Here is a 12,923-nt window from a genome sequence, read left to right on the forward strand (position 1 = left end):
CTATCTAATTATTTTTAAAAGTTTTTTCAAACGGAACACGATGCAAAATACTTCTTCCAAGTGTAATTTCGTCTGCATATTCTAATTCATCACCTACAGAAATTCCTCTTGCAATTGTAGAAATTATAATTTCTGATTCGGCAATTTGTTTATAGATATAAAAATTTGTGGTATCTCCTTCCATGGTTGAACTGAGCGCAAAAATAATTTCCACTACTGCACCGGATTTTACCTTTTCTACTAAGGTTGAAATATTTAGCTGACTTGGCCCCACGCCTTCTATTGGGGAAATTTTCCCTCCCAAAACGTGATAAATTCCTTTGTACTGCCCAGTATTTTCGATCGCCATAACATCACGAATATCTTCCACTACACAAATCGTCTGATGATTTCGGACCGGATTTGCACAGATTTCGCAAACTTTTGTGTCTGAAATATTATGACAGCTTTCGCAAAATTTTATATCTGCACGCATATTGAGTAACGCCTGAGATAAAAAACCTGTTTGTTCTTTGGGCTGCTTTAATAAATGCAAAACCAATCGCAATGCAGTACGCTTACCAATTCCTGGTAATTGAGACATTTCACTGACTGCCTTTTCTATTAGTTTTGATGAAAATTCCATGACTACAAAAATACTATTTTAATGTTTCTTTTTAGCCCCGATAGAAGTGGAAATCCTTTTTGTTTTTTTCTTTAAAAAACAAAAAGATTGCAACGAATTGCTTCGCCAATTCGCACTTTCAGGCTCGGGTGCGGGATGAGCTCCTAAAAAAGTTTAATATTGATTTGTAGCTAATAAAACCAAAGTACAAGCTACTTCAGCCTTAATATTGTTTAATTCCAGCAACTGATAGAATTCCGGATTTTCTGTCCCAGGATTAAAAACCACTCTTTTAGGCTGCGCTTCTATGATGTAATTATAATAATCACGCTGGCGGGCAGGATTTAAATATAGCGTCACTGTATCAATGTTTTTTACAGGAATTGCTTTGGTATAAATTTTTACACCTGCAACTTCGCCAGTATTCTGACCAATTGCTAAAACAGTATGTCCTTTTTCTACTAACATATTTATAGCTCTAAAAGCGTAACGATCTGGTTTTGTGGTAGCACCCAGAACTAAAGTTTTTTTGTTTTTCATCATTTTAAAATATGCTACAAAAGTAATCAAAAAGAATGAGCTTACTTTAGGTTATTGATATAGAATTAATAGCATCAAAAAACAATATCCTAATATGAATTTACCCTGAAATATTAAAAATTGACTATTTTTACTTCACTAACTAAAACAGTATGGATATATTCATTTATTTATTTGCCGCTCTTTTTTCGGTATTAAACCCAATTGGCACTGTGCCAATTTTTGTTGGACTAACCCAACATGACTCTCAAAAAGAGCGTTCACGCATTTCGCTTTGGACGGCCATAAATGTCTTTATCATTTTGATCGTTTCGTTTTTTATTGGCCAATATGTTTTATCTTTTTTTGGAATCAGCATTGATGCCCTTAGGATTGCCGGAGGAATTATAATTGTAAATTCAGGATTCTCATTACTTTCCGGAAAATTCAATAAAAAACGCGGAATCAATAAAAAAATAGAAAACGAAATACAACAACGAAACGATATCGCCCTTACACCATTAGCCATACCAATGCTGGCTGGTCCAGGCTCCATTTCTTTATTGATTGCTTTTCATCAGGAACATAGCGGAATGAAAGAAATGGCTTTTTCGTCTTTAGCCATTTTTGCCATTGCAGTTGCAATTTTCGCTATTCTTAAAAGCGCACATTATCTGGCCAGAATTTTAGGCGCTTCAGGAATTGTCGCTATTTCGAGAATTGTTGGTTTTATTGTTATCTCGATCGGAATCCAATATATTGTAAGCTCAATAATTAATATCGTAAAAGTAAATTTGATGTGACTTATTCCCTATTTTAAATAAAAAAAAATCCAAATTCCAAAAGCTGAATATTTCAGTATGGAATTTGGATTTTTTTTTTGAAGTTTCTAAAACTTAATTTCTCGGCAGGAAAACTTCGGCCATCATACATCTGGCGCTTCCGCCTCCGCAAGCTTCTATAGTATCCAGACTTGAACTCAAAATTTCAGCATGGTTTTCTAACTGAGCAATCTGTTTTGAGGTCAAACTCTGATGTGCAGATGCACTCATGACAATATATTTCTTATCATCTGTGCCACGAACTTCGAGCATATTACCGGCAAAGTTATTCACCTGCGCTTCTGTGATCAGAATAATTTCTTTTTTATCGGCTTTTAAATTCTCAAGAACCATTTTGCGTTCTTTTTTATCATCGATACAATCTGCACAGATAACCGCAAAAGTTTCCCCAAGACACATCAGAACATTGGTATGATAGATCAATTTACGTTCTGCGTCAACGGTTTGAAAGGCTTCAAAAATTACCGGCGCATAATCAAAATCTTCACAGAATTCAATAAATAACTCTTCATCAGCACGAGGCGATAAAGCGCAATACGCTTTGGCATTCGCTCTGTCTAAAAGCAAACTTCCGGTTCCTTCAAGAAAAAAACCATCTTCTTCTGCAGATGTATAATCCATTATATTAGCGATCTCAAAACCTTTGTCTTCAAGAATATCTAAAATATCTTCACGACGTTCTGAACGACGATTCTCAGCAAACATTGGATATAGCGCTACGTCACCATTTTCGTGAAAAGAAACCCAATTGTTCGGAAAAATACTGTCGGGAGTATCTGTTTCTAAAGAATCATCGACAACTGTAACATCAACACCAACGGCTCTTAACTTTTCAACAAAAGCATCAAACTCTTGTTGCGCCTTTGCATTGACAGTACTAGGCAAAAGTCCGTCTAATACTTTTTGGTAATAATTATTCACCGCAGTTTGCTCATTCATTCTGAAGGCAACTGGCCGAATCATCAAAATTGCATTTGTAGTTTGTTTCATTTTTATTTTTTTTTCTGTTTCAGGTTTCAAGTTTCAAGTTTGTTGCAACGTGAAACCTGAAAACTTGAAACAAATATTTAATATCTAATTAATGGAAGCGTCGAACATCTCAACAACCCTTCCTGCTTTGCAATTTCGGCATACGGAATTTCTTCTACTGTAAAACCATTTGCACGAAGCCAATTGTTTAATCTTGTAAAGTTTTTCTCTGAAACCACTACATTCTCATCAATAGAAAATACGTTAGAAAACATATTATACATTTCGTTTCTTTCGATATGAAATAAGTTTTCTTTCCCAAAAAGATTTACTAAATACATATAATCAGCCTCTTCACGAAAACCTCTTTTATAGATAATCCCTTTATCTTTTCCAACGGGCTGAAAACAGCAATCTAAGTGCAATGCATTATCCCGAGCCTCAATTTTGGACTTAACCAAATCGAATTCTTTGACAACTTTATTAGGGAATAATTCTTTAATAAAATTAACACCTTGCATATTTGTTCTTGCCGTTATATAATCTTTATAATCACTTCCTTTATAAGTTCCTATAAAAATATGATCATTCCAAAGCATTACATCACCACCTTCGATATGAACTTCCTCCGGCGGACGAACTACTTTCAACGGATCTATCTGATCAATTATGTACCCAATAGCATCTAACTCACGTTCTCTGTCAGGAAGAATATTTGACTTTACAAAAATATCATCTATTACAAAGCCAATGTCTCTGGCAAAAATCTGATTGTAATTCTCAATCATTTCAGGGCGATATACTTTTACATCATATTTTTGAAAAATGGCATTAAAAGCTTCCATTTCAGCGACCATATCTTTTTCGACAGGATACGTTCCCGCTTTAATATGTTCCAATGATTTAGGATCATAAACTTCGTCTAAAGATGGAGTCGGACCATTATGAACAGCGGAACCCAAAACTACGGCGCGCAGTCTTGATGTTTCGTTCTTTACATTTAATTGCAACATAACTTTATTATATTTTGGCCAAAGATAAAAAAAGCTTCACAGTTAAGTGAAGCTTTAAAATATTTTTATTTGTTCGACTTAAAGTCTCTCAGCGGATGTCCGGTATAGATTTGTCTCGGTCTACCGATTGGCTCTTTATTCTCACGCATTTCTTTCCATTGCGCAATCCAACCTGGTAATCTACCAATAGCAAACATTACTGTAAACATATCTGTAGGAATTCCTAATGCTCTGTAAATAATACCCGAATAGAAATCTACGTTTGGATATAAATTTCTTGATTTGAAGTAATCATCTTCCAAAGCTGCTGTTTCTAATTTTTTAGCTATTTCTAAAATAGGATCTTCAACACCTAATGTCTCTAATACTTCTTTAGCTGCTTTTTTGATTATTCTTGCTCTTGGATCAAAGTTTTTATAAACTCTATGACCAAACCCCATTAAACGGAAAGGATCATTTTTGTCTTTTGCTTTAGCTAAAAACTTCTCAGTATCACCACCGTCTTTATTTATTTCTTCAAGCATTTCAAGCACTGCCTGGTTTGCCCCTCCGTGAAGTGGCCCCCAAAGAGCAGAAACTCCTGCAGAGATAGAAGCAAATAAACCCGCATGAGATGAACCCACCATTCTTACTGTAGATGTAGAACAGTTTTGTTCGTGATCTGCATGAAGGATAAATAATTTATCCAATGCATCTACAATAACTGGATTAGCAGCATAAGGTCCTGTAGGCAATTTAAACATTAACTGCATAAAGTTCTCTACATACCCTTGTGTATTGTCGTAATAGTTCAACGGATAACCCATAGTTTTTCTATAGGTCCAGGTAGCAATTACAAGAAATTTACCCATTGTTTTACAAATGGCCTCATACATTTCTTTTTCATTTTCAACATTTACCGCTTTTGGATTAAATGCTGTTAAAGCACTTGTCAAAGCTGATAAAACACCCATTGGGTGCGCTGTTTTAGGAAAACCATCAATGATATTTTTCATCTCTTCGTTTACCAGAGTATGCTTTTTAATACCATTTTCAAACTGCTCTAATTGTTGAGCTGTTGGCAATTCACCAAAAATTAAAAGATAAGATACTTCTAAGAAATTAGCTTTTTCAGCTAAATCTTCAATTGAATATCCTCTGTAGCGTAAAATTCCTAATTCTCCGTCTAAGAATGTGATTTCACTTTTGCAAGAACCAGAATTTTTGTATCCCGGATCAAGAGTAATTATACCAGTTAAATCACGTAATTTGTTAATATCGATAGCTGATTCATTTTCGCTCCCTGTAATTACCGGAAGTTCAATTTTTTGACCATCTACTTCTAATGTAGCTATTTTTGACATAATATATCGGAAATAAATCTTTAAAATAATAATTTATCAAATCTAATGAATTTAAGACTAATTAAAAAAAGAATCCTGCTATGAATTTGTTAAAACTCCAAAAAAAAACCATTCGCGTAAGCGAATGGTTTAAATTTAAGACATAAGTCTTACAAAATTATTTAATCTTAAAAGCATTTAATCCCGGAAAATAAGCAGTACTTCCTAACTCTTCTTCGATTCTTAATAATTGATTGTATTTTGCCATACGATCAGAACGAGAAGCAGAACCTGTTTTAATTTGACCACAGTTTAATGCTACAGCTAAATCAGCAATAGTATTATCTTCTGTTTCTCCTGAACGGTGAGACATTACTGAAGTATATCCTGCATTTTTAGCCATATTAACAGCTGCAATAGTTTCTGTTAAAGTACCAATTTGGTTAACTTTTACTAAAATTGAATTAGCAATTCCTTTTTCAATTCCAGTTGAAAGACGTTCCACATTTGTAACGAATAAATCATCACCTACTAATTGAACTTTGTGACCAATTTTTTCAGTAAGAAGTTTCCAACCGTCCCAGTCATTTTCATCCATTCCATCTTCGATTGAGATAATTGGGTATTTAGCCACTAATTCAGCTAAGTACTCAACTTGCTCTGCAGAAGATCTTACTTTACCAGTTTCACCTTCAAATTTAGAGTAATCGTATTTACCGTTTACATAAAATTCAGCAGAAGCACAGTCAAGAGCAATCATAATTTCGTCACCAAAAGTATAACCAGCATTTTCAACTGCTTTTTTGATAGTATCTAAAGCATCTTCAGTTCCACCAGCTAAGTTTGGAGCAAAACCACCTTCGTCACCAACAGCAGTACTCAAACCCCTGTCGTGTAAAACTTTTTTCAAGCTGTGAAAAATCTCAGTTCCCATTTGCATAGAGTGAGAGAAAGAAGTTGCCTTTACAGGAAAAATCATAAACTCTTGAAATGCAATAGGCGCATCAGAGTGAGAACCTCCATTGATGATATTCATCATTGGTACAGGTAATGTATTAGCAGAAACTCCACCTACATATCTGTATAAAGGCAATCCAAGTTCGTTAGCAGCAGCTTTTGCAGCAGCCAAAGAAACCCCTAAAATAGCGTTAGCTCCCAATTTAGATTTGTTTGGTGTACCATCTAAATCGATCATTAATTGATCAATTGTATTTTGTTCGAAAACAGAAGTTCCAACTAATTCTTCAGCAATAACAGTATTTACATTGTTCACTGCATTCAAAACTCCTTTTCCTAAGAAAGCTTTTCCTCCGTCACGTAATTCAACAGCCTCATGTTCTCCAGTTGATGCTCCAGAAGGAACAGCAGCTCTACCTAAAACTCCATTTTCAGTAATTACATCAACTTCAATAGTAGGATTACCTCTGGAATCAAAAATTTGTCTTGCGTGAACTTTAATTATAATACTCATTATTTTTGTTTTTTATTAATAAATTATATTTTTTTTCGAAATTATAAAAATTTTTAATAGTAAAAATGCATTTTAACCATTAAACAGCTTTATTTATTAACTATATCGTTTTAGCAGTAGCTAGTTTTATATTCTCAACAAACTGATCAAACAAATATGATGAATCATGAGGTCCAGGACTTGCTTCGGGGTGATACTGCACTGAAAAACAATTCTTATTTTTCATACGCATACCCGCTACAGTCCCATCATTTAAATGAAGATGTGTTATCTCTAAATCCGGGTGATTATCCAATGCTTCTTTATTAACAGCAAAACCATGATTTTGCGAAGTAATCTCACCTTTCCCTGTTATTAAGTTTTTAACAGGATGATTGATACCTCTGTGACCATTGAACATTTTGTAAGTCTGAACACCATTTGCCAAAGCAATTACTTGGTGCCCCAAACAAATACCAAACAAAGGATTATCATTAGCCAAAATTTCTTTTGCCACTTCAATAGCACTAAAAAGCGGATCCGGATCTCCAGGCCCGTTTGACAAGAAATAGCCATCTGGGTTAAACTCAGCTAAATCTTTATAAGTTGAGTTATATGGAAACACTTTAATATAACAATCTCTTTTAGCCAGGTTTCTTAGAATATTCTTTTTGATCCCTAAATCTAAGGCAGAAATTTTATAGGTAGCATTTTGATCACCAAAAAAATAAGGTTCAGTAGTTGATACTTTCGACGCCAACTCCAGACCTTCCATGTTTGGCACATTGGCCAACTCTTTTTTCAAATCTTCAATAGAAGTACCATCTGTACAAATAACAGCATTCATAGCTCCATTATCACGGATATAACTTACCAATGCACGGGTATCAACATCAGAAATACAGATTAAATTTTCTTTTATAAAATAATCTTCTAAACTTCCCGAAGAATCTTCTCTTGAATAATTAAAACTAAAGTTTTTACAAACTAAACCTGAAATTTTGATGCTATCTGATTCAATTTCTAAATCATTAACACCATAATTTCCAATATGAGGATTAGTTGCAACCATAATTTGACCAAAATAGGAAGGATCTGTAAAAATCTCCTGATATCCGGTCATTCCAGTATTAAAACAAACTTCACCAAAAGTTTTACCGCTAATACCGATAGATTTTCCGTGAAAAATAGTCCCATCACTTAGTAATAAAATGGCGCTTTGTCGTGTAGTGTATTTCATTATTTAATTTCTATTGTTTTTAATCGTCCTATAAAACCAGTAAAGCTTGCTTTATTTGTAATTAGATATTTTGCAAATTTACTTCTTTAAAACAGTGCTTCCAAGATTTTTTAAAAATTTCATTGATAAAATTAAAACCTAAGTTTCAAAATAAGTTATATTTCAAACTAATTTTAAAAAAAATCCAAAAAAAAAGGATAAACTAAAAATTAGCTTATCCTTGATTTCTATAGAATCATTACTTTCATAATTATTCAGAAGCTTCAGTAGTCGTTTCTGACTCAGCAGCTGGAGCCTCAGAAGTCTCATCAGCTTTTTTTGCTTTACCACCACGACGGCTTTTTGCTTTTTTAACTTCTTTTTTACCTCCATTGTAAAGTTCATTGAAATCTACAAGTTCGATCATTGCCATATCAGCATTATCTCCCAAACGATTTCCAACTTTAATGATACGAGTGTATCCACCTGGACGGTCTCCAACTTTAGCAGCTACGTCTCTGAACAAGTCAGTTACCGCATATTTACTACGTAAGTAAGCAAAAACAATACGACGATTGTGAGTCGTATCTTCTTTTGATTTTGTGATTAAAGGCTCAACGAATTGTTTAAGCGCTTTAGCCTTAGCAACAGTAGTGTTAATACGTTTGTGCTCAATAAGAGAACAAGCCATATTAGCTAACATAGCTTTTCTATGTCCAGTCTGTCTGCTTAAGTGATTGAATTTTTTTCCGTGTCTCATTGCTATTTTAAATTTAATCCCGCGAGCGGGATTGAATTATTCTTTATCTAATTTGTATTTAGCTAAGTCCATTCCGAAAGTTAAATTCTTAACCGCTACAAGTTCATCTAGCTCAGTTAAAGATTTTTTACCAAAATTACGGAATTTCATTAGGTCATTTTTATTGAACGATACTAAATCACCAAGTGTATCAACTTCAGCCGCTTTCAAGCAATTTAATGCTCTCACAGATAAATCCATATCAACAAGCTTAGTTTTAAGCAATTGTCTCATATGCAATGACTCTTCATCATACGATTCTGTTTGTGCAATTTCGTCAGCCTCGAGTGTAATTCTTTCGTCAGAAAATAACATGAAGTGGTGAATTAAAACTTTAGCAGCTTCAGTAAGAGCATCTTTTGGATTAATAGATCCATCAGTTTTGATTTCAAAAACTAATTTCTCATAATCTGTTTTTTGCTCAACACGGAAGTTTTCAATTGCATATTTTACATTTTTTACCGGAGTAAAAATAGAGTCTGTAAAAATGGTACCAATTGCAGCGTTCTGTTTTTTGTTCTCCTCAGCAGGAACATATCCTCTACCTTTTTCGATTGTTAAATCGAAGTTCAATTTGATTTTAGAATCTAAATTACAAATAACTAAGTCTGGATTCAGAACTTGGAAACCTGAAATAAATTTCTGAAAATCACCTGCTGTTAATTGATCTTTACCAGAAACAGAAATTGTAACTGCTTCATTATCGATATCTTCAATTTGACGTTTGAAACGTACTTGTTTTAGATTAAGGATAATTTCGGTAACATCTTCAACAACACCTGAAATAGTAGAAAACTCATGATCTACACCTTCGATACGAACAGATGTAATTGCATAACCTTCTAATGCTGAAAGCAAAACTCTTCTAAGTGCATTACCAACTGTCAATCCATAACCAGGTTCTAAAGGTCTAAATTCGAATTTACCTTCAAAATCGGTTGAATCGATCATGATAACTTTATCGGGCTTTTGAAAATTAAATATTGCCATAAATTTCGACTAAGTCAATTATTATTTGTTGTACAACTCTACGATTAATTGTTCTTTAATGTTTTCTGGAATTTGAAGTCTTGCAGGTACAGAAACGAAAGTTCCTTCTTTAAGATCATTGTTCCATGTAATCCATTCATAAACATGACTTGAATTTGATAAAGAACGTTCGATAGCTTCTAAAGATTTAGATTTTTCACGAACTGCAACTTTATCACCAGGCTTAAGGTGGTAAGAAGCGATATTTACAACTTCACCATTAACAGTAACGTGTCTGTGAGAAACTAATTGTCTAGCACCTCTTCTAGAAGGAGCGATACCCATTCTAAAAACAACGTTATCTAATCTTGCTTCACATAATTGTAAAAGAACTTCACCAGTAACACCTTTAGTAGCTGATGCTTTTTTGAATAAATTTCTGAATTGTTTTTCTAAAATTCCGTAAGAATATTTAGCTTTTTGCTTTTCCATTAACTGAACAGCGTACTCAGATTTTTTACCTCTTTTTTTAGCCATCCCGTGTTGTCCAGGTGGGTAATTTCTTTTTTCGAAAGATTTATCATCTCCGAAGATTGCTTCGCCAAATTTACGAGCAATTCTAGTTTTTGGACCAGTATATCTTGCCATTTCTAAAAAAATTTAAATTTAAGGTAGAGATTATGAATTCAGGTCAAATCCTTCGATAATCTATATTCTACCTTGTTATACTATAATAAATAAATTAAACTCTACGTCTTTTTGGAGGACGACATCCGTTGTGAGGCATTGGAGTAACATCGATAATCTCTGTAACTTCAATTCCACCGTTATGAATAGAACGAATAGCAGACTCACGTCCGTTTCCTGGTCCTTTTACATAAACTTTCACTTTTTTAAGTCCAGCTTCAAGAGCTACTTTACTACAATCTTCTGCTGCCATTTGGGCTGCGTATGGAGTATTCTTTTTAGAACCTCTAAAACCCATTTTACCAGCTGAAGACCAAGAAATAACTTCACCTTTTTTGTTAGTCAAAGAAATGATGATGTTATTGAAGGTAGCAGAAATATGAGCTTCTCCCGTTGATTCAACGATAACTTTACGTTTTTTTGCAGTTGCTTTAGCCATATTACTTATTATTTAGTTGCTTTTTTCTTGTTAGCAACAGTTTTTCTTTTACCTTTTCTTGTTCTAGAGTTGTTTTTAGTTCTTTGCCCTCTTAACGGAAGACCAGATCTATGACGGATACCTCTGTAACAACCAATATCCATTAAACGTTTGATGTTTAAAGAAACTTCAGAACGTAATTCTCCTTCAATTTTGAATGCTCCAACAGCTTCACGAATTGCTCCGATCTCGTCATCATTCCAATCTTGAACTTTTTTGTCTTGGCTAACTTGAGCTTTTTCTAAAATCTCAATAGCTCTACTTCTTCCTAATCCAAAGATATAGGTAAGTGCTATAACACCTCTTTTATTTTTTGGGATATCTACCCCTGCTATTCTTGCCATAATTATCCTTGTCTTTGTTTAAATCTAGGATTCTTTTTGTTTATTACGTACAATCTCCCTTTTCTACGCACAATGATGCACTCGGGACTTCTCTTTTTTACTGATGCTCTAACTTTCATAGTGAATATCCTTTAATATCGATAAGTAATTCTTGCTTTTGACAAATCATAAGGACTCATTTCTAGTTTCACTTTATCACCAGGTAATAACTTGATGTAATGCATACGCATTTTTCCAGAAATATGAGCAATTACGATATGTCCATTTTCTAACTCCACACGGAACATCGCATTTGATAATGCTTCGATGATTGATCCGTCTTGTTCTATTGCTGATTGTTTTGCCATATAAAAATTAAGCTACTGCTTTTCTATTTTTACCAGTCTTCATTAAACCATCATAATGTTTGTTTAACAAGTATGAATTGATTTGTTGAATAGTATCTATTGCAACTCCAACCATAATTATTAACGAGGTACCTCCAAAAAACATTGCCCAAGATTGTTGTACATCCATAATACTTACAACAATAGCTGGGAACACAGCAATCAAAGCAAGGAATAAAGATCCTGGGAAAGTTATTAAAGACATCACTTTATCAAGAAATTCAGAAGTTTCAGCTCCCGGACGAACGCCAGGAATAAAACCACCACTTCTTTTCAAATCATCGGCCATTTTGTTAGTAGGTACAGTGATCGCAGTATAGAAAAATGTAAATACAATAATTAAAGTTGCAAATACAAAGTTATACCAAAATCCGAACATATTACTAAACGCGCCAACAATAGATTGTGATGTGTCTGATTTAGACAATCCAGCTACAGCTGCAGGTATAAACATAATTGCCTGAGCAAAAATGATTGGCATAACCCCAGAAGCATTAAGCTTAAGAGGAATCCACTGTCTATTACCACCTGCTAAATCTTGCTCATAATCCCCACTTGTTGTACGACGAGCGTATTGAACAGGAATTCTACGTACTGCCATTGTAAGCAATACACAAGAAATGATTACTAATAACCAAACAATAATTTCAATAACTAACAACATTGGACCACCATTGTTATTGGTAACTCTGGTTGTAAACTCTTGAATAAAAGCTTGCGGTAAACGCGCCAAAATACCAACCATAATCAATAATGAAATTCCATTTCCAATACCTTTATCTGTAATTTTTTCCCCAAGCCACATAGCAAAAATAGTACCAGTAACCAAGATGATAACAGACGAAAACAAAAATTCAGGTGAATTAAAGCCTAGTAAGAATGCACTTCCAGGTAACGTTCTGTATAAATTATAAATATAAGTTGGACCTTGAACCAGTGTAATAGCTATAGTCAACCAACGAGTGATTTGATTAATCTTTTTTCTACCACTCTCTCCATCGTTTTGAAGTTTTTGCAAATAAGGAATAGCAATTCCCATTAACTGAACAACAATAGATGCAGAAATATAAGGCATAATACCTAAAGCAAAAACTGAAGCTTTAGAGAAAGCACCTCCTGTAAACATGTCCAGGATTGATCCTAAACCTTGTTTAGTTTGTCCCGCTAAACCTGTTAATTGAGTTGCGTCAATTCCAGGTAGCGTTACGTGTGCACCAAAACGATATACTAAAAGCAATCCTAATGTAATTAAGATTCTATTTTTCAGTTCTTCGATTTTCCAAACATTACTTATTGATTCAATAAATTTCTTCATCTTAGTA

At 33.9% G+C, this 12,923-nt stretch carries 16 protein-coding genes; 1 reads left to right on the top strand and 15 read right to left on the bottom strand.

From position 1 onward, the window contains the following. Positions 1 to 4 precede the first annotated feature (4 nt). Both recR and QLQ94_RS01775 read right to left on the bottom strand, forming a co-directional pair. Positions 5 to 625 carry a recombination mediator RecR gene (gene recR, locus QLQ94_RS01770; RefSeq protein ID WP_393053071.1) on the bottom strand — a complete coding sequence of 207 codons (621 nt, stop codon included), beginning with the start codon at positions 623 to 625 and terminating at the stop codon, positions 5 to 7. Positions 626 to 778: 153 nt separating this feature from the next. After that, positions 779 to 1,144 carry a CoA-binding protein gene (locus tag QLQ94_RS01775; protein ID WP_072960654.1) on the bottom strand — a complete coding sequence of 122 codons (366 nt, stop codon included), beginning with the start codon at positions 1,142 to 1,144 and terminating at the stop codon, positions 779 to 781. Between the two features lie 152 nt (positions 1,145 to 1,296). Between QLQ94_RS01775 and QLQ94_RS01780 the strand changes: the two genes are divergently transcribed. Next, a complete protein-coding gene (locus tag QLQ94_RS01780) occupies positions 1,297 to 1,926 on the top strand; it encodes a MarC family NAAT transporter (protein WP_072960650.1) in 630 nt (209 codons plus the stop codon). 93 nt (positions 1,927 to 2,019) lie between these two features. On the opposite strand, the gene ctlX is transcribed toward QLQ94_RS01780, so the two are convergent. The 13 genes from ctlX to secY form a co-directional block, all read right to left on the bottom strand. After that, a complete protein-coding gene (gene ctlX, locus QLQ94_RS01785; RefSeq protein WP_482499025.1) occupies positions 2,020 to 2,955 on the bottom strand; it encodes a citrulline utilization hydrolase CtlX in 936 nt (311 codons plus the stop codon). A 77-nt stretch (positions 2,956 to 3,032) separates the two neighbouring features. Further along, positions 3,033 to 3,947, bottom strand: coding sequence for a dimethylarginine dimethylaminohydrolase family protein (locus QLQ94_RS01790; RefSeq protein ID WP_482499027.1), 915 nt, complete (start codon positions 3,945 to 3,947; stop codon positions 3,033 to 3,035). A 65-nt stretch (positions 3,948 to 4,012) separates the two neighbouring features. Then, positions 4,013 to 5,290: a citrate synthase gene (locus tag QLQ94_RS01795; protein WP_482499028.1), complete on the bottom strand. Its 1,278-nt coding sequence runs from the start codon at positions 5,288 to 5,290 to the stop codon at positions 4,013 to 4,015. Between the two features lie 157 nt (positions 5,291 to 5,447). Then, positions 5,448 to 6,740, bottom strand: a complete 1,293-nt coding sequence (gene eno, locus QLQ94_RS01800; RefSeq protein ID WP_271334615.1) for a phosphopyruvate hydratase — start codon at positions 6,738 to 6,740, stop codon at positions 5,448 to 5,450. A 100-nt stretch (positions 6,741 to 6,840) separates the two neighbouring features. Next, positions 6,841 to 7,959, bottom strand: coding sequence for a glutamine-hydrolyzing carbamoyl-phosphate synthase small subunit (gene carA, locus QLQ94_RS01805; RefSeq protein WP_427401750.1), 1,119 nt, complete (start codon positions 7,957 to 7,959; stop codon positions 6,841 to 6,843). Between the two features lie 250 nt (positions 7,960 to 8,209). Then, positions 8,210 to 8,698 (bottom strand): 50S ribosomal protein L17, encoded by a 489-nt coding sequence (rplQ, locus tag QLQ94_RS01810; RefSeq protein WP_271334613.1) that lies wholly within the window; start codon positions 8,696 to 8,698, stop codon positions 8,210 to 8,212. Positions 8,699 to 8,734: 36 nt separating this feature from the next. Continuing rightward, the gene (locus QLQ94_RS01815; RefSeq protein ID WP_026109818.1) at positions 8,735 to 9,727 is read right to left on the bottom strand and encodes a DNA-directed RNA polymerase subunit alpha; all 993 of its coding nucleotides are present in this window, start codon (positions 9,725 to 9,727) and stop codon (positions 8,735 to 8,737) included. Positions 9,728 to 9,748: 21 nt separating this feature from the next. Further along, on the bottom strand, positions 9,749 to 10,354 hold the full coding sequence (gene rpsD / locus QLQ94_RS01820; RefSeq protein WP_026982953.1) for a 30S ribosomal protein S4: 606 nt from the start codon (positions 10,352 to 10,354) through the stop codon (positions 9,749 to 9,751). Positions 10,355 to 10,448: 94 nt separating this feature from the next. Next, the gene (rpsK, locus tag QLQ94_RS01825) at positions 10,449 to 10,832 is read right to left on the bottom strand and encodes a 30S ribosomal protein S11 (RefSeq protein ID WP_007803677.1); all 384 of its coding nucleotides are present in this window, start codon (positions 10,830 to 10,832) and stop codon (positions 10,449 to 10,451) included. 8 nt (positions 10,833 to 10,840) lie between these two features. Beyond that, positions 10,841 to 11,215 (bottom strand): 30S ribosomal protein S13, encoded by a 375-nt coding sequence (rpsM, locus tag QLQ94_RS01830; RefSeq protein ID WP_056245953.1) that lies wholly within the window; start codon positions 11,213 to 11,215, stop codon positions 10,841 to 10,843. Between the two features lie 2 nt (positions 11,216 to 11,217). Continuing rightward, on the bottom strand, positions 11,218 to 11,334 hold the full coding sequence (ykgO, locus tag QLQ94_RS01835) for a type B 50S ribosomal protein L36 (RefSeq protein ID WP_072945378.1): 117 nt from the start codon (positions 11,332 to 11,334) through the stop codon (positions 11,218 to 11,220). Between the two features lie 12 nt (positions 11,335 to 11,346). Next, positions 11,347 to 11,562 carry a translation initiation factor IF-1 gene (infA, locus tag QLQ94_RS01840; RefSeq protein WP_007136545.1) on the bottom strand — a complete coding sequence of 72 codons (216 nt, stop codon included), beginning with the start codon at positions 11,560 to 11,562 and terminating at the stop codon, positions 11,347 to 11,349. 7 nt (positions 11,563 to 11,569) lie between these two features. Continuing rightward, positions 11,570 to 12,916 (bottom strand): preprotein translocase subunit SecY, encoded by a 1,347-nt coding sequence (gene secY, locus QLQ94_RS01845; protein ID WP_072960632.1) that lies wholly within the window; start codon positions 12,914 to 12,916, stop codon positions 11,570 to 11,572. Positions 12,917 to 12,923: the final 7 nt, after the last annotated feature.

The organism is Flavobacterium sp. B114r (assembly GCF_056824125.1).

Bases quoted from the DNA above. Each gene is read 5' to 3' on its own strand.
- recR (WP_393053071.1), bottom strand. From the start codon at position 625: ATGGAATTTTCATCAAAACTAATAGAAAAGGCAGTCAGTGAAATGTCT.
- QLQ94_RS01775 (WP_072960654.1), bottom strand. From the start codon at position 1,144: ATGAAAAACAAAAAAACTTTAGTTCTGGGTGCTACCACAAAACCAGAT.
- QLQ94_RS01780 (WP_072960650.1), top strand. From the start codon at position 1,297: ATGGATATATTCATTTATTTATTTGCCGCTCTTTTTTCGGTATTAAAC.
- ctlX (WP_482499025.1), bottom strand. From the start codon at position 2,955: ATGAAACAAACTACAAATGCAATTTTGATGATTCGGCCAGTTGCCTTC.
- QLQ94_RS01790 (WP_482499027.1), bottom strand. From the start codon at position 3,947: ATGTTGCAATTAAATGTAAAGAACGAAACATCAAGACTGCGCGCCGTA.
- QLQ94_RS01795 (WP_482499028.1), bottom strand. From the start codon at position 5,290: ATGTCAAAAATAGCTACATTAGAAGTAGATGGTCAAAAAATTGAACTT.
- eno (WP_271334615.1), bottom strand. From the start codon at position 6,740: ATGAGTATTATAATTAAAGTTCACGCAAGACAAATTTTTGATTCCAGA.
- carA (WP_427401750.1), bottom strand. From the start codon at position 7,959: ATGAAATACACTACACGACAAAGCGCCATTTTATTACTAAGTGATGGG.
- rplQ (WP_271334613.1), bottom strand. From the start codon at position 8,698: ATGAGACACGGAAAAAAATTCAATCACTTAAGCAGACAGACTGGACAT.
- QLQ94_RS01815 (WP_026109818.1), bottom strand. From the start codon at position 9,727: ATGGCAATATTTAATTTTCAAAAGCCCGATAAAGTTATCATGATCGAT.
- rpsD (WP_026982953.1), bottom strand. From the start codon at position 10,354: ATGGCAAGATATACTGGTCCAAAAACTAGAATTGCTCGTAAATTTGGC.
- rpsK (WP_007803677.1), bottom strand. From the start codon at position 10,832: ATGGCTAAAGCAACTGCAAAAAAACGTAAAGTTATCGTTGAATCAACG.
- rpsM (WP_056245953.1), bottom strand. From the start codon at position 11,215: ATGGCAAGAATAGCAGGGGTAGATATCCCAAAAAATAAAAGAGGTGTT.
- ykgO (WP_072945378.1), bottom strand. From the start codon at position 11,334: ATGAAAGTTAGAGCATCAGTAAAAAAGAGAAGTCCCGAGTGCATCATT.
- infA (WP_007136545.1), bottom strand. From the start codon at position 11,562: ATGGCAAAACAATCAGCAATAGAACAAGACGGATCAATCATCGAAGCA.
- secY (WP_072960632.1), bottom strand. From the start codon at position 12,916: ATGAAGAAATTTATTGAATCAATAAGTAATGTTTGGAAAATCGAAGAA.